We start from the raw sequence: 17,259 nt of genomic DNA, 5'->3' as shown, positions 1-17,259 counted from the left end.
TCCTTATCAGGCGCAAGCCAGTTGAACGGGGGCGTCGGTTTGGGCGTCGTTTTCAAGGTAGAAGCGGCGCAGCAGGTTTTGGGCGGATAGCATTCTGTAGTCAGACGATGCGCGCCAATCGGTGAGAGGGCTGAAATCTTCAGCCAGCGCCTCGGCGGCGGCCTCAAAGCTTTCCCGCGACCAGGATTGACCGCTCAGCGCCGCCTCGGCAGCAGCGGCTCGCTTGGGCGTGGCAGCCATACCGCCGAATGCGATGCGCGTATTGCTGATGGTGCCGTCCGTGACCGTCATGTGAATGCCAGCAGCGACCGAGGAGATGTCCTCGTCACGACGTTTGGAAATCTTGTAGGCCGCATTCAGATCATCGGGTCCGGGCAGGGGCACATGGATGCTTGCGACGAACTCATCGGGTTGGCGGTCTTGCTTTCCGTAGTCGATGAAGAATTCAGCGAGAGGCAGCGTCCGGCTTTCGGAACCGCGCCGCAGCGTGATTTCCGCTCCAAGCGCGATAAGAACCGGCGGCGTATCCCCGATGGGCGAGCCATTGGCGATATTTCCGCCGACGGTTCCCATATTCCGCACCTGCCACCCTGCGATGCGATCCCAGTAGGAGGACAGGTGTGGCAGGTGTTCAGACAGAAGTTCCTGGCAATCGGTGTAGCTGGCGCCAGCACCGATCAGGAGGAGGGAACCCTGTCTTTCGACTGTTTTCAGGTCTTCGAGATGACCGGTGAAGATGGCAGGCCCGATGTTACGCAGGAATTTGGTAACCCAAAGACCCACATCCGTGGCACCGGCCACGATCGTGGCCTTGGGATAGGTCTGCAGGCAATCGGCAAGGTCATCAACGCTGGAGGGGATAATGCTCAGGTTGTCTTCCGGCCCGGATACAACGCGCCGATCGTCCTTGAGCGCGGCCAGACGTGCGGTCATGGTTTCACGTTCGGTATTCAGGTGGTCCGATGCCGGGGTGCCATAGCGGCTGACGGCAACGGCGGCACGGATGATTGGCTCATACCCGGTGCAGCGACACAGGTTGCCCTGCAGCGCGGTTTCAACCTGCGCTTTGGTCGGCTCGGGCGTTTGCATCCACAGTGCATACAGCGCCATGACGAAGCCCGGCGTACAGAACCCGCACTGGCTGCCGTGGTGATCAATCATCGCCTGTTGTACCGGGTGCAGACGACCGTCCGGGCCGGACAGGTGTTCAACCGTCACGACATGGCAGCCATCGACCGAGGCAAGAAACCGGATGCAGGCATTCACGGGAACATAGGCCAGACCTTCACCGCCAAGCCGTCCAACAAGAACGGTGCACGCGCCACAGTCGCCCTCGGCGCAGCCTTCTTTTGTGCCTGTCAGCCGACGCTCCAACCGCAGGAAATCCAGAAGCGTCTGGTCTGCGGATACGTTTGGAACGGACACATCCTTGCCATTCAGGACAAATTGGATGTCGGTGCGATGCGTCATGGTATTCTCCCTATGCCCCTGCCTTTCAGGTGGGTAATCGGGGGAACCATAGGCGCAACGATTGAGTCTTAAAATCGCCGGAAACGGCAAATACTTTCAACAGATCGTTGAAAAAGAAAACGCCATGGCGCAGTCTTTCCCCAAGGAGAGGATCGAATGTCGTACATCGAAAGCCTGCGTGTTTTTGTCAGAGTGATGGAGCTGGGCAGCATTACATCCGGCGGGCGCGACCTGCGGTTAACCCCGGCGGTGGCCAGCAAACGATTGAAAGAGCTTGAGAACCATTTGGGTGTGCGGCTGTTCAACAGAACGACCCGGTCGATGACCCCAACCGAAGTTGGATCGGTTTTCTACGACGAGGCCAAGGCCGTTCTGCTGGCGATCGATCACGCCGAAGCGCGCGTTGCCAGCTTTTCCGATGCCCCGCGAGGTGCCATTCGCATCACCGCGCCGCTGGGAGTCGGGCGTAGAATCGTCGCGCCTCTGGTGCCGGAATTCTCGGAACTCTACCCCGAAACAGAGATTCGCATGCGTCTTTCGGACCGCAAGGTGGACATGATGGCCGACGGTTTGGACATCGCGTTCTTTATCGGTGAGCCCGGCGATTCCACCATGAAACTGCGGAAGTTTGCGGATTGCGATCGCGTGCTGTGCGCGTCTCCGGAATATCTGTCGAACTTTGGCGTGCCCAATACGCCGGATGACCTTCTGCATACGCCCCATAACTGCCTTTTGCTGCGGTATCCCAGATCGCCCGAATACTTCTGGACCCTCAACACCGACATGGGACCGCGAAAGCTGGAAGTTCACGGTAAATACGATGCGGATGATGGGGACGTGCTGACAGACTGGGCGCTGGCGGGCAAAGGGATCGTTAACAAACCACGCTTTGACGTGCGGGAATATCTTGAGGACGGTCGACTGGTCGAGGTCCTACCGAAGACACCCCCAGTGCCGACGATTTTCGGGTGCCTTTATCCGCATAAAAAGCTTCAGGACCCCAAGGTGCGCCTTTTCGTCGAACATATCGCGCAGCACAGCAAACGCTTTTTCGCGCCGGGCTGAAAAACAAAAAACTGGGTATGAAAACCCAGTTTGCCTGTCACCAATTTCTCTGTTGGTGCTATTGATCTCTGACTTCGTTGATCCACGCAACAATGGTCTGGCGTGCTTCTTCATCCATCTGAACCGCCGATGGTGGCGGCATCGCGTGGCTGATCCCAGCCTGCAGATAAATCTGGTCGGCCTGCCGGGCCACGTCACCGGGTGTTTCAAGGTAAACCTTCTTGGGTGCCCATTTCATGGTGCCGTAGACCGGCTCGCGCGCATGACACATGGAGCAATTGCCCAGCACCGTGTCATACGCGGCCTCAAAACCGGCGGCTGACGCATATTTCTGTTCATATGGTGTCAGCTCGCGGGCTTCGGCGTCTTCCCATGTTTCTGTTGGCCTGACCGAAGACAGCCAAGCGATTATGACCATGAGAATGACCGTGACAGCCCAGGTCCAGTGCGGGCCTTCCCCGGTCGAGTGCATGGTGTTGAAGTAATGCCGGATGGTCACGCCTGTTAGGAAGATCAGGCTGGCAATGATCCACGAATACTCGGTTCCGAAAGCCAGCGGATAGTGGTTTGACAACATCAGGAACACGACCGGCAAGGTCAGATAGTTGTTGTGCGTCGAACGCACCTTGGCGATCTTGCCATATTTGGCGTCGGGCGTCCGACCAGCCTTGAGGTCTTCGACCACGATCCGCTGGTTGGGCATAATCTGAAAGAACACATTGGCCGTCATGATCGTTGCCGTGAACGCACCAAGGTGCAAGAGCGCAGCGCGGCCAGTGAAGATCTGGTTATAACCCCAGGACATGATCACCAGGATCACGAACAGCAACAGCATCAACACGGTCGGGTGGTCGCTGAGCTTGGATTTGCACATCTGATCGTACAGCAACCATCCGATAGTCAGCGAACCGCCAGAGATCAGGATGCCTTGCCACAGCGCCAAATCCACCTTGGTTGGATCAAGCAGGAACAGCTCACCGCCGACCCAGTAGATGATCATCAGAAGGGCCGCTCCAGATAGCCAGGTCGTATAGCTCTGCCATTTGTGCCAGGTCAGATGTTCCGGCATCTGGGCAGGCGCCACAAGGTATTTGACGGTGTGATAGAACCCGCCGCCATGTACTTCCCATTCCTCGCCATAAGCCCCGTCCGGTAGGGTAGGGTTCGGCTTAAGCATGAGGTCCAGCGCGATAAAATAGAATGACGCGCCAATCCACGCCATCGCGGTGATCACATGCAGCCAGCGGACAGAAAAGGCGATCCACTCCCACATTACGGCCAAGTCGTACATGGCATTGCTCCTAAAGTTCAAAGTTCCTGTGCACTCTATGCGATAGAGGTTTGTTCTGGTATTGCTGCGAAAGACCAAGCAGTATCAAAAAATGCAAAAAAATGTCCTACTTCGATAACATCCGCACTTTTGTCCGTGTCTATGAATTGGGCAGCATGTCTGCTGCGGGCCGCGATTTGCGGGTTTCGCCGGCTGTAACATCAGCTAGAATTTCCCAGCTTGAAGAACATCTTGGTGTACGTCTGTTTCAACGTACAACGCGCAGCCTGACGCCGACAGAACAGGGAAAATCGTTTTATCGGGGGGCGACGGAAATTCTTGAAGCCGTCCAGAACGCCGAAGCGCAAATCGTCAATATCACCGAGAACCTCAAGGGATCGCTGTATATCGCCGCCCCCTTGGGGGTTGGTCGGCGTCTGATAGCACCGCAGGTGCCAAAATTTCTGGCTGAATACCCTGAGGTGAATGTTCGGCTAAGGCTGACTGATCGAAATGTGGATATCACGACCGAAGGCCTGGATTTGGCTTTCTTCCTTGGTCAGCCCGAGGACAGCAATTTGCGCATTCGAAAGATTGCTGACGTGGAACGGGTTCTGTGTGCATCCCCGAAATACATCAAGAAACATGGGATGCCAGAAAGTGGCGACGATATTGTCGCCAATGGGCATGAATGCCTCAGCCTGCGGTTTCCCGGTGCAACTGAATTCCAGTGGCTTTTGAGAACCGAAACCGGACCAAAGCGATTCCGTGTTTCAGGGCGGTACGAGTCAGACGATGGCGACGTGTTGACGGATTGGGCCTTGGCCGGGCACGGCATCGCGTTGAAGCCGGTATTTGAGATTTCAAAGTACCTCAACGCCGGTACCTTGGTTCCGGTCGCGGTTAAAACACCACCGGAACCGATTCAAATGGCGTGTTTGTTTACCCACCGTCGTATGCAGGACCCCAAGACACGCCTGTTCATGGAGTTCATAATCGAGCGTATTGGTTCAACGATTGCTGAGACAAACACGTCCTAAAAGGCGGCTCAGCTGCCGCGATAGGTTGAGTACCCGAAGGGCGAAAGAAGCAGCGGCACATGGTAATGCGACTGTTCGGACATCCCGAAGCGGATTGGGATTACGTTCAGAAAACGTGGATCCTCGGGCGGAGTGCCAGATGCGTCCAGGTATTCCCCGGCGTAGAAAATCAATTCGTACTCGCCCAATGAAAACTCGGCTTCGGGCAGGATTTGTTCATCCGTGCGGCCGTCGTCATTGGTGACCAGGGTTTTCAGCAGTGTACGGCCAGCCCCCTCAATTCGAAAAAGTTCGATTTTCAGACCCTCGGCAGGGCACCCCCGCGCCGTGTCCAGAACATGTGTAGTTAGGTAACCTGACATTTGCGCCTCTCTATAAAACTTGGAAATTACTAATCCGAATACTCCCCAAGAGGCAAAGGCTGACTGGCCGAAACTCTTTGTTGTATTTTTTGAAAAACATCGTCGATTATCTGGGGTATTCATCATTTCAAGAAGAAGGAAATTGATGTGACGCGTTATCCACGAGATATGACCGGCTATGGTGGGCAAGTGCCCACAGCCAATTGGCCCAATGATGCCAAAATCGCGGTTCAGATTGTGCTGAACTACGAAGAGGGCGGTGAAAACAACATCTTACATGGTGATGCCGCGTCCGAGGCATTTTTGTCCGAGGTCACCGGTGCCGCCCCTTGGCCCGGCCAAAGACACTGGAACATGGAGACGATCTATGAATACGGCAGCCGTGCCGGATTCTGGCGCGTTCACCAGCTTCTCCAAGACCTCCCCATCACTGTTTATGGCGTGGCCACTGCGTTGGCCCGCGCACCGGCACAAGTTGCGGCAATGCAGCACGCAGGGTGGGAAATCGCCAGCCATGGCTTGAAGTGGATCGAACACAAAGACATGAGCCCAGACGAAGAACGCGCGCAAATCCGCGAAGCGATCCGTCTGCATACCGAGGTCACGGGCCAGCCGCCGCGCGGTTGGTACACGGGCCGTTGCTCGATGAATACAGTCGATCTGGCCGCCGAGGAAGGCGACTTTGCCTATATCGCAGACAGCTATGCCGACGATTTGCCCTATTGGACAAAGGCCGGTGGCAAAGATCAGTTGATCATGCCCTATACGCTGGACTGCAACGACATGCGCTTTGCGATTCAGGCGGGGTTCACTACTGGCGACCAGTTCGAAAGTTATCTGAAAGACAGCTTCGACATGCTGTATGCCGAAGGCGAAGCCGGTGCGCCCAAGATGCTCTCAATTGGTCTGCATTGTCGGTTGATTGGCCGGCCGGGCCGCGCCATGGCGCTGAAACGCGCGTTGGAGCATTTCATGAAACATGACGGTGTCTGGTTCGCGACGCGCGAACAGATTGCCGATCACTGGGCAAAGGAACACCCCCCGATGCAACGCCTCACCCCGTCCGAAATGGACCAGCCCACCTTTGTTGCCGAATTCGGCGGCATATTCGAACACAGCCCATGGATTGCCGAAGGCGCGTATGATCTGGAGCTTGGGCCGACCCATGACAATGCTGCCGGAGTTCACAACGCGCTGGCGCGGGTGTTCCGTACGGCCTCTGCCGAAAAACGTCTGGGTGTTCTGACTGCCCACCCGGATCTGGCGGGCAAGCTTGCCGCGGCAGGTCGTCTGACCAAGGAAAGCACGGCTGAACAGGCCGGGGCCGGTCTGGATATGCTGACGGACGAAGAACGCGCGAATTTCACAGCGCTGAACGAGGCATACACAACCAAGTTCGGCTTTCCCTTCATCATTGCGGTCAAGGACAACACGAAAGCCAGCATTCTAGACGCCTTCAACCGCCGTATCGACAGCGACCGCGACACCGAATTTGCCGAAGCCTGCCGCCAGGTCGAACGGATCGCGGAACTGCGCCTGATCGAGAAGTTCGCGGGATGACGACTGTCCTGAATCTTCTGCCCCTGACGTCCGAGGCCTTTGCGCCATTCGGCGATGTCATCGAAGTGGCTGGTGATGTGGACAAATACATCAATCAGGGCAAGTGCGCGCGGTATCATGACCGCGCCGCGCTGGATTTCCATGACGGGCGCGCCGGGATCAGCGTGTTTCAGTCCGAGGCGTTCAGCCTGCCGATCAAACTGGATATGGTCGAACGTCACCCGGATGGAAGTCAGGCCTTTCTGCCCTTGTCGGACAAACCCTTTGTTGTGGTCGTGGCGCCCGACGAAGATGGAGTCCCCGGACAGCCTATCGCATTCAAAACAGCACCGGGGCAGGGCGTGAATTATCACCGCAACACGTGGCATGGGGTTCTGACCCCGCTCCACGCGCCCGGGCTTTTTGCAGTGGTCGACCGAATTGGAACCGGGCCCAACCTTCAGGAGCATTGGTTCGAGGAGCCCTTCACAATCACAGAATGAGAAACCTAGCCGGAAGAGGAGCCGGTTAACGTCTCTCAAGGGAGGAAAGACAAAATGTCAGATGCAACCATCGGAACGCCGGAGCAGCTCCGCGATCCGAATTACTCACCACCACTTATCAAAGCGGTCCCACTGGGCATTCAGCACGTGCTGGCGATGTTCGTCTCGAACGTTACGCCAGCCATTATCGTTTGCGGCGCGGCTGGGTTTGGGTTTGGCTCGAACAGTCCCGATTTTCCGCAGATGATCTATATGATCCAGATGTCGATGTTCTTTGCGGGCGTCGCCACGTTGTTCCAGTCCATTGGTGTGGGTCCTGTCGGAGCCCGTTTGCCCATCGTGCAGGGGACATCGTTCGCCTTCATCCCGATCATGATCCCGCTGGTGGTTGGAAAGGGCGTTGATGCCATTGCTGTCCTGATGGGCGGCGTTGTTGTTGGTGGGCTGTTCCATGCGTTCTTAGGGCTGTTCATCGGACGTCTTCGATTTGCGCTGCCGCCACTGGTGACAGGTCTAGTGGTGACCATGATTGGTTTGGCGCTTGTGAAGGTCGGCGTTCAATACGCCGCTGGCGGTGTGCCCGCCATCGGTACCGAAGAATACGGCTCGGGCCTTAACTGGTTCATGGCAAGCACCGTGATCGTGGTCACGCTTGGTCTGAAGTTCTTTGCGCGGGGTATGTTGTCTGTGTCAGCGGTGCTGATCGGCCTGTTGGTCGGGTACGCGGTGGCATTTGCACTTGGTCAGGTGAATCTGGGCAATGTTGGCAACGCGGCTTCCTTCGCACTGCCGAACCCGCTGCATTTCGGCATTGAATTTTCGGTCGCGGCGATCATTGGCTTCTGCGCGATGTCCTTTGTATCAGCGGTCGAAACGGTGGGCGACGTGTCCGGTATCACCAAGGGCGGCGCTGGACGAGAAGCGACCGACAAGGAAATTCAGGGCGCGACCTATGCCGATGGTGTCGGCACCGCAATCTCGGGCCTTTTTGGCGCGTTGCCGAATACATCGTTCAGCCAGAACGTCGGTCTGATTGCCATGACCGGTGTCATGAGCCGCATGGTTGTCACCATCGGTGCGCTTTTCTTGATCATTTGTGGTCTGATCCCGAAAATAGGTGCGATTATCTCATCCATCCCGATCGAAGTGCTTGGCGGTGGCGTAATCGTTATGTTCGGCATGGTGGTCGCGGCGGGTGTCTCGATGTTGTCGGACGTGAACTGGAACCGTCGCAACATGGTGATCTTTGCGATTGCGCTGAGCCTTGGCCTTGGATTGCAGCTTGAGCCCGGTGCTTTGCAGTATCTGCCCGGCACATTAAAGGTTCTGGCCACCTCGGGTATCCTTCCCGCCGCCGTCATCGCGATTGTTTTGAACCTGGTTCTGCCCGAGGAACTTTCGGACGAGGCAACCGAAGAGGTTTCAGGTGGTATGGCGGGTCACGGTCAGGGGTCGATTGGACATGACGATCACGTCTAGTGATGCCTGAAATGGCATTCCACGTGACACAGTAAAAAAAGCGGCGTGCCGAGGTGCGCCGCTTTTGTTTGTTCGGAAATCCCTCTGCCAGAATCAGATTTGAGGAAGCAGAGGCCGAACGACCAAGCCGCCCGAAATCGAGGCGGCCCATCTATGTTCCTGACTATTTAGTTGCTATTCAGCCGCCGCACTGAGGCGCTTATGCTGAGGGTAGGCAACAGATCCCGGTCTCAGTGCCATGTGCCGATTTACATCCTTGTAAAGAAGGTAACGGAATTTACCCGGACCACCTGCATAGCAAGCCTGGGGACAAAACGCACGCAACCACATGTAATCGCCGGCCTCAACCTCGACCCAGTCATTGTTTAACCGGTAAACAGCTTTTCCTTCGAGGACATAGAGCCCGTGCTCCATTACATGCGTCTCGAGGAATGGGATGACTGCACCCGGCTCAAACGTGACAATCGTGACATGCATGTCGTGACGCAGGTCACTTGGGTCGACAAACCGTGTTGTGGCCCATTTGCCGTCTGTGCCGGGCATGGTTGTCGGCTCAATATCGTTTTCGTTAAGGATCAGAACATCGGGCTTATCCAGCGCTTCGACCGCCTCATAGGCTTTTCTGATCCAGTGGAACCGCAGCGTTTCTTCAGCGTGGTTGTGCAGCGTCCATTCACTTGCACAAGGCAAATAGGCATAGCCACCAGGGGTCAATTCGTAGGTTTCGCCTTCGACGTTCAACGTCGCTGTTCCTTCGACAACGAACAAAACGCCTTCGGCCTCGGGGTCGACCTCAGGCCGGTCAGAGCCCCCGCCCGGCTGCACCTCCATTATGTATTGCGAGAATGTTTCGGCAAAGCCGCTCAGCGGGCGCGAGATTACCCACAAGCGCGTGTCGTCCCAAAACGGTAGAAAGCTGGTCACGATGTCCCGCATTGTGCCTTTGGGAATGACGGCATAAGCGTCCGTAAAAACAGCGCGGTCAGTCAACAGTTGGTCCTGCGCGGGATGGCCCCCGTGCGGCGCGAAATACTTGGTGTTCATGTATGCTCCTGAAGAATAACCGTTTGCTCTAAAATATGCGCCGGTCACATCCATCGACCACCCACAAAGAGGCGACAGCTCTATTCGAAAAGATTTGAAAGTGCCCGCTGTCAAAGCCTGCCTCGCCCAATGGTGGTTGCCTTTGGACAATTGGGTCAGTTTGGATTGCTTTCCAAAGCCTTCATGCTTTTGATAACCTTTTCGGCGTGTAACGGGTCTTTGAAGATGCCAGTCAGCATTTTTTCCACATCCGCATCGGGCCATGAACTCTTTAACTCGGCATATTTGCGCGCGGCCTCTTTGGTTTTACCCAATTCGTAAAGAGCGGCGGTCTGATAGGCGAAAGAGGGCGCGCTGATCGGATCCCCGTAACTCGCTGCTGCCGAAAAGGCATCCAAAGACGTCTGGTAGTTTTCAAGATGGAAATTCGCGGCGCCAAAAATATTGCGGTTCGCAAATCTCTGGTTGCTTCGGCCGCCGTTCATGGCTTTTTCCGCATGACGCGCGGCTTCGGCAAAGTGACCGGAGAACAGCGCGATCGAGCCGTGAATGTCCAGAACATGTTCATCGTCAGGCGCTAGTGCTACGGCCCTTTTCGATATCCTCATGGCCTCATTATATTCTCTGTTCGCGAATTTGGCCCATGCCTGGGCGGACTGAGCCCACGGGTCAGCGGGTGCCAGACGCAACGCATTGTCGGCCATGGTCATGGCTTCACGGGTCAACTCCGATTTTTCAGGGCCTGGCGGTGTCACTATGGCAAGTGTCGCAAGCGCCTGAGCTGCCCCCGCATAGCCCCCGAAATAATCAGGGCCCAACTCGATAACGCGGCGGAATACCTCTGTCACCAATTGTTGGCGCGGGCGGTCAAAGATAGGAAACATCATGCTTCTGGCTTGATCGGCCAGGTTCATGGCTTGCAGAGAAGATGCCGACTGTTCGATCACGGCCTGACGTCTCAACGAGTCCTGCGTTGGAATTTGAGTACTCTGGTGAACCCGTGTTTCGGAATTTTCCCCCAGGCCGATGATTGCGATACCTATACCAATCCCGGTTCCGACAACAAAGGACAGCGCCGCCCACCCGAAGGTGCGACGAGGATTCTCGCTCTTATCAGATGAGGCAATCGCGACCCGTTCGAAACGCGGCCTGTACCCTCCTGTGTCGACGAAAATCCTGACGGGATCAGAGCGTCCTGCCGTGTCGTAGTAATGTTTGAGGGTTTGCCGCAGGCGTCGCGCGTCCACCCTGACGACATTGTTTATGTCGCCTTCTTCGGCAGGGTCCCGATCATATACATCTTGGGCGATGGTTTTGCCCATGATAAGCGCGCCGCGGCCTTCCAGTTCCTCAGTGACGATGTATTTCAAAAAGGCACACAGGCGGTCCAGATGGGCGAATAGTTCGCTGCCGCAAACCGCTAGCATTGCGTTGGTCTTTTCGGTGTTTCGAATATCTGACGCCATTAAACCCCTTTGTTTGCAAGGTTTTTAGATCGTATTCGAATGTAATAATGCACCTGAAATCAGCGTGAGTCACCCCTGTGTCACCGTGATTCCGTTACCTCGAAGAAAAACCTGCGGGACACTGACCTTGCATCGCACAGGATGACCTGCCGACGACGACTTTTCTTTTTCACCGAAGCTGTCGGCGATTTCAGCAAGGGAGTGCAAATCATGAATAGACGAAAACGGCTATTGAAGTACTCGGTCTATTTGGCCGCCGGGGTGACGTTTGGATTCTGGCTGGCCGCCCCGAACGGAGGGCTGAAAATCCTTGGTGACACGTTCGGCCCTCCCATGGCCTTGGCGCAGGAGACACCCGAGGTGTCGCCGGTCAAGGCGAGGGAGAGAGATACGTATTACCCAAACAGTGAGGACCTGAAACCGGACGAAATGCGGGTGATTGCCTGTGGCACCGGAATGCCAACGACCCGCGCCGCGCAAGCCGCAGCCTGTTTCCTGGTCGAACTTGGGAATGGCGACAAGTTCCTGTTCGATATCGGGTCGGGTTCAGCCGAGCGAATTTCTTCGCTGCAAATCCCGTACAACTATCTCGACAAAGTGTTCATAGGGCATCTGCACACCGATCATTTCGGGGCGTTGCATGACCTGTTCATCGGTGGTGCCTTGATGGGGCGCAATGTTCCCCTTCGGGTGTGGGGGCCAAGTGGCGCGGTGCCGGAACTTGGCACGGCCTATGCGTTGGACCGTATGCAGGAAATGCTATCGTGGGACCTGGCGGGCCGGGCCGGAAACGTGGACTTCCGTGGCTATGTCATGGATGTGACCGAATTCGACTATAAGCTTGAGAATGAGCCCATCTATGAGGAAAACGGCGTTGTCATCCGTACGTTTCCTGCAATCCATTCCATTGATGGCTCGGTCAGCTATGCGCTGGAGTGGAATGATCTGAAGTTCGTCTTTAGCTCGGACACGTATCCCAACAAATGGTTCGTTGAATATGCCAGAGACGCTGATCTGGTCATCCATGAGTGCTTCATCGCTGTGCCGGAACTGGTCAGCAAAATGAAGTTCACACCGGAATCGGCCCTACAGGTTGGCACGCAGGTTCACACCGCCCCCGAGGCGTTCGGCAAGGTCATGAGCGAAATCAAACCCCGCATGGCGGTCGCCTATCACTTCTTCAATGACTTCGACACGGTCAACGGTGTGTATGAACGCATCCGGTCCACCTATGATGGCCCGCTTAGCCTGTCAGAGGACTTCATGGTCTGGAATGTGACCAAGGACGACATAGTCGTTCGTATGGCCGCGACTGAGGAACGAACATGGGCCCCCCCGTTGGCCGCCCCAGCAGAGCCGCCAAATGTGGAAGACAAAACGGCGATGGCTGACAAACTGGGTGTAGAGACGCTGGATTTCAGCGACTTTGTCGCCGGTGGTGTCTGGGACGTCGAAGATGTTTTGCGACCGATTTACGAAGAGGCCAGCGAAGCATTGGGACAGGATTTCCCTTACCCGGAAAAATCCGAACCCAAATAATCCCTCAAGACCAACCGGCGCTTTTAGGCGTTGCCATCTGGCGCCGGTCTCTGTGCTTCATTTCTTCAGGCTGAACCTCGGGTTTGGAGCAAGAAGCACAGAGTGGATCCAGCATAGGAGGTCCCTCTGATGGCGAACCTTAAGCGTTTGATCATTCTGACAGTTTTTCTGGTCTCGCATCCGCTGATCATACGCGCCGACCTGTTGCCGGCGAACGGTGCAGAAACCGCGGCAAATTTTGCGGAAATCTCGGTGCTGAAAGATCGGGTTCGGGTCGCGTTGGAAATTGATTTGGGCGATGTGCACGGATTTTTGGCGAAAGCACCGCAGGATGAAGGCCCAGCAAGCAACTTTTCAGAACGCACGGGCAAAGCCTTCGAGGTTCTTGCCGACGGCGCAGAACTTGTTCCGCAGACGGTTCAACTTGAGGTTCGGCCAAGAAAACCCCGAGTGACGGCTTTCAGGCCAAGCTACGGCCTGACCCGGCAGGACGGGCGCTCCGCCCAAGTCGTTTACGTTGTTCTTGATTATCCTTTTGATCACAAACCAGCGGAAATAACCTTTAAGCCGCCGCTCACGTCTGATGGAATTCCAACTGCGGCCATCGGTGTAATTTTCGATCACCTTGGCGTAGCTGTGACCGATTACCGTTATCTGTCCCGATCCGAGGTCTTTTACCCCAACTGGAACGACCCGTGGTACAGCAGGTTCGAGAATCCGAACCTGACCCGGCACCACAAATCTGCGTTGATGTCGTTCGTGTCCGTTGAGCCGCGCGAGGTTCGACACGAAGTGATCTTCCGTCTGCGCGATCTGGAGGGCTGGCTTGATCTCAAACTCGGCGACGAAACGCTACTTGATGCCAACGCCATGGCGAAGGTCAAGCGGCAGGCTATCGACCTGTTTTCGCACAGCAATCCGCTGACAATCGACGGTTCGGTTGCGTTGCCAAGCTTGGCAAAAGTTGAACAGCTGTCCGTGGGTGTCGAAGGTTTGAAAGTCTTGGGAAGCCCGTCAGAAGCAAACCGGGTCACCGCCATATTGGGCATTGTCCTGTCATACCCGCGCGACGCGTTGCCCAAAAATGTTTCCCTGAAATGGGATTTGTTCACCAAAGAGACGGACACGGTTCCGGTTCAAATTACAGATCCCGCCGGGGCCGTGCCCGGTCAAGTGACCCGAGATGCACCTGACATCACGTGGAAAAACTACATTCTCAAGTGGAGCGATCCCAAGACCCAACCTGTGATGGTCGCTACATCGCGTGTCGTAATGGTGCCGGGCTTGTCATTTGGCCTTGGAGTTGTGGCGATGTTTCTTGCGGCGCTTGCATGGCGAAACCGTTCGGGCCAATGGCAGGGCTGGGCAGTCGGCGCCCTGTCAATCTGTCTCGCCTCTGGCGCTTTGAGAACGATGACAGTCGAGGTGACCTTTCCAACCAAAACCCTGCCCGATACAGCCACAGCTGTGGATGTCACCGAGGCAATTGTCTCGAACCTGGCCATCGCGCGATTGGAAACGCAAAGCCCGCAGATGTCGAAGGCACTGAGCAGGTTCGTCACGGTAGAAGGGCTGAAAGATGTCGAAATGGAAACCCGAAGGGGCTTGTCTGTAACTCTGCCATCGGGGGCGACGGCTCAGATCGAATCCACCGACGGGCTGGTCGTGGAACGCATCGAGCACACGGCTGATGGCAGCAATCGAATTCTGGCCCGTTGGAATGCCTTGGTCACTGGCGGGCATTGGGGGCACATGCACCGTCGCAATGTGTCTTATCGCGCGTTGCTGGATGTCGAACACGACACCGACGCGTGGTTTTTGTCAGGCCTGACCATTCTTGAAGCCCGAATTGACCCTCAACCCTTGTCGGTAGGAGGCAACTCATGAGATCTGCATTCATTTTTCTTGCGGTTCTAGTTGGCTTGCTTTGCCAACCTGCGCTTGCGCATTTCAATTTGAATCAGAACGTGCGGGTCCATCATGTGACTCACTCTGAGGAGGGTTTGGACGTCTATCTGCGCATGCCCTTGTCTTATCTGGTGGCGGAACTAGTCGGGTCCGAAGGGCAGGACGGACTGCCTGTTCCCGCGCCCTATACCTACAATCAGATCGAAGACGGCGCGCTGATGCATTACCTGGATCAAGCCGCATTGCTGAGCGATCCTGATAGATTGGCCATTCTGGCGGCTGACACAGTTAATCTTTCCGCCATGGGGCAGCTCCAACCAGCAACCGTAATGTCCATGCGCCTGTACCCGCTGGGGTCTGAGCCTGGCTTTGCAACCCTCGCAGAGGCGCAAGATGCGACCACCGCAGGGGAAGTGTATCCAACAGCAGTTGGTGAGACCTATGTTGGCGACGTCATGCTGGACCTGCATATACGCTATGCCGCTGGGCCTGTGGGCACCTACAGCATGTCCCACAGATCAAACCCTGGTCTGCCGGGGCAAGACGAAACAGCGAACCTGATCCTCGACTACAATAACGGGCAAATCCGAACCTTCCGCGCAACTGGCCTGATGCATGATCCGATCACAATATCCGGGTCGGCCACCGCTGCGGCTTCGACCTTTGTGGTCGAAGGTATCCGGCATATTCTGGAAGGCCCCGATCATGTGCTGTTCGTGCTGTGCATGATCATCGGCGCGTTGAATCTGAAAAGTCTGCTGGCGCGTGTCACGGGTTTCACCCTTGGCCATACAGTAACGCTGATCCTTGGGTTTTTTGGTATCGCCCCCAGTGGCGCGTGGTTCATCCCGACCGTCGAGCTGGCGATTGCAGTGTCGATCATCTACGCGGCTGTGATGGCTGTTCAACCTCCTGAGCAGGAACACGGGGACCTGAAGGCGTTTGCGATCACCTCGGGCATTGGACTGCTGCACGGGTTCGGATTTTCCTTCATGCTGCACCAGATCTTGCGGGTGGATGCACCCAACGTGTGGCAAAGCCTGCTGGCTTTCAATGTCGGTGTCGAGCTTGGGCAGTTGATGATTGTTGTGCTGGTATGGCCGCTGGTTCTGTCTTTGCGCAAACAGCCGGGTCGTGTCTGGATAGGTTCTCGCGCTGCAGTCGCAGTCTGTGCCAGCTTGATCGCGATGGTCTGGGTCGTGGAACGGGCAGAATTTTTCCTGTGATGCGCATTTCCCAAGCGGTCGCGATGCATAGCGCGAAGGGATCAACAGTGTGAAACGCAACTTTTTCGTGGATATCGTTACGGTGGTTTTCTTCCGAAACAAAATCGACAAAGCTATGCCAGAAGCCTTCATGCGAAAAATTCAGGCGTCACAGCCATTCAATTTGCAAAAAAGCGAAACTAACCTACGATAATATCGTATTAAGGAAATTGTCGCGCGAAGCTCTTGATGGGCGGCGTGCTGGCATGTTTGAATTTTCGGGCAATCCCGGAGTAGCAAGTTGTTTTCCTAAGAAGACAGGTAATTCGGCTTTCCGGCATTTGTTCGAAAGGTGCGTCTCGGTCAGACCGGGGACAACAATAAGCACTAAAGACGACCAACATGGAGATATCAGATGAAAAAATTTGCAACGCTACTGGGAGGCGCATCAATGGCGATCGCCGGGCCTGCTATGGCCGCGGACATCGTGATCGGTGTGCCGAACTGGCCATCGGTGAATGCGACAGCGCATATCCTGAAGGTAGCGATTGAACAGAACCTCGGGCTTGAGGTCGAACTGCAGAACGGTACCAACCCAATCGTTTTCGAGGCGATGGATTCCGGTGCGATGCATGTTCACCCCGAAGTTTGGATGCCGAACCAGCAGAATCTGCACGACACCTATGTGACCGACAAAGGCACCGTTGCGTTCAACCCCAATGGTGTTGAAGCGTTCCAGGGCATGTGTGTCGACAAGGCGACAGCGGATGCCAACGACATCCGTTCGATCGACGATCTGACCAACCCCGACATTGCCGCGCTGTTCGACAGCAATGGTGACGGCCAGGGTGAAGTATGGATCGGTGCGCCGGGTTGGGCCTCGACCAATGTCGAAAAAATCCGGGCCAAGTCCTACGGCTACGATCAGGTTATGGAGCTGACCGAGATTGACGAGACCGTCGCCTATGCGAACCTCGACAATGCGATCAAGGCAGGCGACCCATGGGTCGGGTTCTGCTACACGCCGCACTACGTGTTTGCCCTGCACGATATGCAGATTCTGGAAGAGCCGGCCTATGACGCGTCCAAGTGGAATGTGCTTCAGCCCACCGACGATCCGGATTGGCTTGAAAAGTCCGAGGCCGGTGTAGCCTGGGATCTGGCCTATTTGCACCTGCACTATGCAAAGGCCCTTGAGGATGAATATCCTGAGGTTGCCCAATTGCTGGCCAACATGAAGCTGGATACCGATTCGGTTTCCGCCATGACCTATGCGCTGGTGATCGAAGGCAAAGAGCCTGCTGCCTATGCGGAAGAGTGGGTGGCAGCCAACGAAGATGCCGTTTTGGACTGGATGTCACAGTGAGTG

At 55.8% G+C, this 17,259-nt stretch carries 14 protein-coding genes; 9 read left to right on the top strand and 5 right to left on the bottom strand.

Annotated features, from left to right (window positions below; all coding sequences use genetic code 11):
* Nucleotides 1-6 precede the first annotated feature (6 nt).
* The gene (gene xdhA, locus ACR0JB_RS16680; protein WP_170397897.1) at nt 7-1,470 is read right to left on the bottom strand and encodes a xanthine dehydrogenase small subunit; all 1,464 of its coding nucleotides are present in this window, start codon (nt 1,468-1,470) and stop codon (nt 7-9) included.
* Nucleotides 1,471-1,626: 156 nt separating this feature from the next.
* On the opposite strand from xdhA, the gene ACR0JB_RS16675 reads away from it, so the two are divergent.
* A complete protein-coding gene (locus ACR0JB_RS16675; RefSeq protein ID WP_170362090.1) occupies nt 1,627-2,535 on the top strand; it encodes a LysR family transcriptional regulator in 909 nt (302 codons plus the stop codon).
* A 58-nt stretch (nt 2,536-2,593) separates the two neighbouring features.
* On the opposite strand, the gene ACR0JB_RS16670 is transcribed toward ACR0JB_RS16675, so the two are convergent.
* A complete protein-coding gene (locus ACR0JB_RS16670; protein WP_170397895.1) occupies nt 2,594-3,826 on the bottom strand; it encodes a urate hydroxylase PuuD in 1,233 nt (410 codons plus the stop codon).
* 101 nt (nt 3,827-3,927) lie between these two features.
* Between ACR0JB_RS16670 and ACR0JB_RS16665 the strand changes: the two genes are divergently transcribed.
* Nucleotides 3,928-4,845 carry a LysR family transcriptional regulator gene (locus ACR0JB_RS16665; RefSeq protein WP_170397893.1) on the top strand — a complete coding sequence of 306 codons (918 nt, stop codon included), beginning with the start codon at nt 3,928-3,930 and terminating at the stop codon, nt 4,843-4,845.
* 8 nt (nt 4,846-4,853) lie between these two features.
* Here the strand turns inward: ACR0JB_RS16665 and uraH are convergent, their stop codons facing one another.
* On the bottom strand, nt 4,854-5,207 hold the full coding sequence (gene uraH, locus ACR0JB_RS16660) for a hydroxyisourate hydrolase (RefSeq protein ID WP_170397889.1): 354 nt from the start codon (nt 5,205-5,207) through the stop codon (nt 4,854-4,856).
* A 147-nt stretch (nt 5,208-5,354) separates the two neighbouring features.
* Here uraH and puuE point away from each other — a divergent pair, with 147 nt between their 5' ends.
* The 3 genes from puuE to ACR0JB_RS16645 are packed head-to-tail and all read left to right on the top strand — an operon-like array spanning nt 5,355 to nt 8,728.
* Nucleotides 5,355-6,767, top strand: coding sequence for an allantoinase PuuE (gene puuE, locus ACR0JB_RS16655; RefSeq protein WP_170397886.1), 1,413 nt, complete (start codon nt 5,355-5,357; stop codon nt 6,765-6,767).
* Complete coding sequence (locus tag ACR0JB_RS16650; RefSeq protein WP_170397883.1) at nt 6,764-7,249, top strand: ureidoglycolate lyase; 486 nt, start codon at nt 6,764-6,766, stop codon at nt 7,247-7,249. Before puuE ends, ACR0JB_RS16650 begins: the two co-directional genes overlap by 4 nt.
* A 54-nt stretch (nt 7,250-7,303) precedes the next feature.
* Nucleotides 7,304-8,728 carry a uracil-xanthine permease family protein gene (locus tag ACR0JB_RS16645; RefSeq protein ID WP_170350894.1) on the top strand — a complete coding sequence of 475 codons (1,425 nt, stop codon included), beginning with the start codon at nt 7,304-7,306 and terminating at the stop codon, nt 8,726-8,728.
* A gap of 174 nt (nt 8,729-8,902) precedes the next feature.
* On the opposite strand, the gene ACR0JB_RS16640 is transcribed toward ACR0JB_RS16645, so the two are convergent.
* Nucleotides 8,903-9,772: a bifunctional allantoicase/(S)-ureidoglycine aminohydrolase gene (locus ACR0JB_RS16640; RefSeq protein WP_480790081.1), complete on the bottom strand. Its 870-nt coding sequence runs from the start codon at nt 9,770-9,772 to the stop codon at nt 8,903-8,905.
* A 155-nt stretch (nt 9,773-9,927) separates the two neighbouring features.
* Nucleotides 9,928-11,094, bottom strand: a complete 1,167-nt coding sequence (locus tag ACR0JB_RS16635) for a tetratricopeptide repeat protein (protein ID WP_170397877.1) — start codon at nt 11,092-11,094, stop codon at nt 9,928-9,930.
* Nucleotides 11,095-11,448: 354 nt separating this feature from the next.
* Here ACR0JB_RS16635 and gntH point away from each other — a divergent pair, with 354 nt between their 5' ends.
* The 4 genes from gntH (at nt 11,449) to ACR0JB_RS16615 (ending at nt 17,256) form a co-directional block, all read left to right on the top strand.
* Nucleotides 11,449-12,777, top strand: a complete 1,329-nt coding sequence (gene gntH / locus ACR0JB_RS16630) for a guanitoxin biosynthesis MBL fold metallo-hydrolase GntH (protein ID WP_170397874.1) — start codon at nt 11,449-11,451, stop codon at nt 12,775-12,777.
* Nucleotides 12,778-12,906: 129 nt separating this feature from the next.
* The gene (locus tag ACR0JB_RS16625; RefSeq protein WP_170397871.1) at nt 12,907-14,664 is read left to right on the top strand and encodes a hypothetical protein; all 1,758 of its coding nucleotides are present in this window, start codon (nt 12,907-12,909) and stop codon (nt 14,662-14,664) included.
* On the top strand, nt 14,661-15,911 hold the full coding sequence (locus tag ACR0JB_RS16620; RefSeq protein WP_480790080.1) for a HupE/UreJ family protein: 1,251 nt from the start codon (nt 14,661-14,663) through the stop codon (nt 15,909-15,911). The genes ACR0JB_RS16625 and ACR0JB_RS16620 overlap by 4 nt, the downstream gene beginning before the upstream one ends.
* 394 nt (nt 15,912-16,305) lie before the next feature.
* Nucleotides 16,306-17,256 (top strand): ABC transporter substrate-binding protein, encoded by a 951-nt coding sequence (locus ACR0JB_RS16615; RefSeq protein WP_170350897.1) that lies wholly within the window; start codon nt 16,306-16,308, stop codon nt 17,254-17,256.
* The last annotated feature ends 3 nt before the right edge of the window (nt 17,257-17,259 follow it).

The sequence above is a fragment of the Ruegeria sp. BI7 genome, from assembly GCF_056537925.1.
The sequence above is the reverse complement of the archived record's forward strand: the minus strand, read 5'-3'. Positions and strand labels throughout refer to the sequence as shown.

Excerpts from the sequence above, each read along its gene's own strand:
- ACR0JB_RS16650 (WP_170397883.1), top strand. The coding sequence starts at position 6,764 with ATGACGACTGTCCTGAATCTTCTGCCCCTGACGTCCGAGGCCTTTGCG.
- ACR0JB_RS16665 (WP_170397893.1), top strand. The coding sequence starts at position 3,928 with ATGTCCTACTTCGATAACATCCGCACTTTTGTCCGTGTCTATGAATTG.
- ACR0JB_RS16635 (WP_170397877.1), bottom strand. The coding sequence starts at position 11,094 with ATGGGCAAAACCATCGCCCAAGATGTATATGATCGGGACCCTGCCGAA.
- ACR0JB_RS16620 (WP_480790080.1), top strand. The coding sequence starts at position 14,661 with ATGAGATCTGCATTCATTTTTCTTGCGGTTCTAGTTGGCTTGCTTTGC.
- ACR0JB_RS16675 (WP_170362090.1), top strand. The coding sequence starts at position 1,627 with ATGTCGTACATCGAAAGCCTGCGTGTTTTTGTCAGAGTGATGGAGCTG.
- gntH (WP_170397874.1), top strand. The coding sequence starts at position 11,449 with ATGAATAGACGAAAACGGCTATTGAAGTACTCGGTCTATTTGGCCGCC.
- ACR0JB_RS16640 (WP_480790081.1), bottom strand. The coding sequence starts at position 9,772 with ATGAACACCAAGTATTTCGCGCCGCACGGGGGCCATCCCGCGCAGGAC.
- ACR0JB_RS16625 (WP_170397871.1), top strand. The coding sequence starts at position 12,907 with ATGGCGAACCTTAAGCGTTTGATCATTCTGACAGTTTTTCTGGTCTCG.
- xdhA (WP_170397897.1), bottom strand. The coding sequence starts at position 1,470 with ATGACGCATCGCACCGACATCCAATTTGTCCTGAATGGCAAGGATGTG.
- uraH (WP_170397889.1), bottom strand. The coding sequence starts at position 5,207 with ATGTCAGGTTACCTAACTACACATGTTCTGGACACGGCGCGGGGGTGC.
- ACR0JB_RS16645 (WP_170350894.1), top strand. The coding sequence starts at position 7,304 with ATGTCAGATGCAACCATCGGAACGCCGGAGCAGCTCCGCGATCCGAAT.
- ACR0JB_RS16670 (WP_170397895.1), bottom strand. The coding sequence starts at position 3,826 with ATGTACGACTTGGCCGTAATGTGGGAGTGGATCGCCTTTTCTGTCCGC.
- ACR0JB_RS16615 (WP_170350897.1), top strand. The coding sequence starts at position 16,306 with ATGAAAAAATTTGCAACGCTACTGGGAGGCGCATCAATGGCGATCGCC.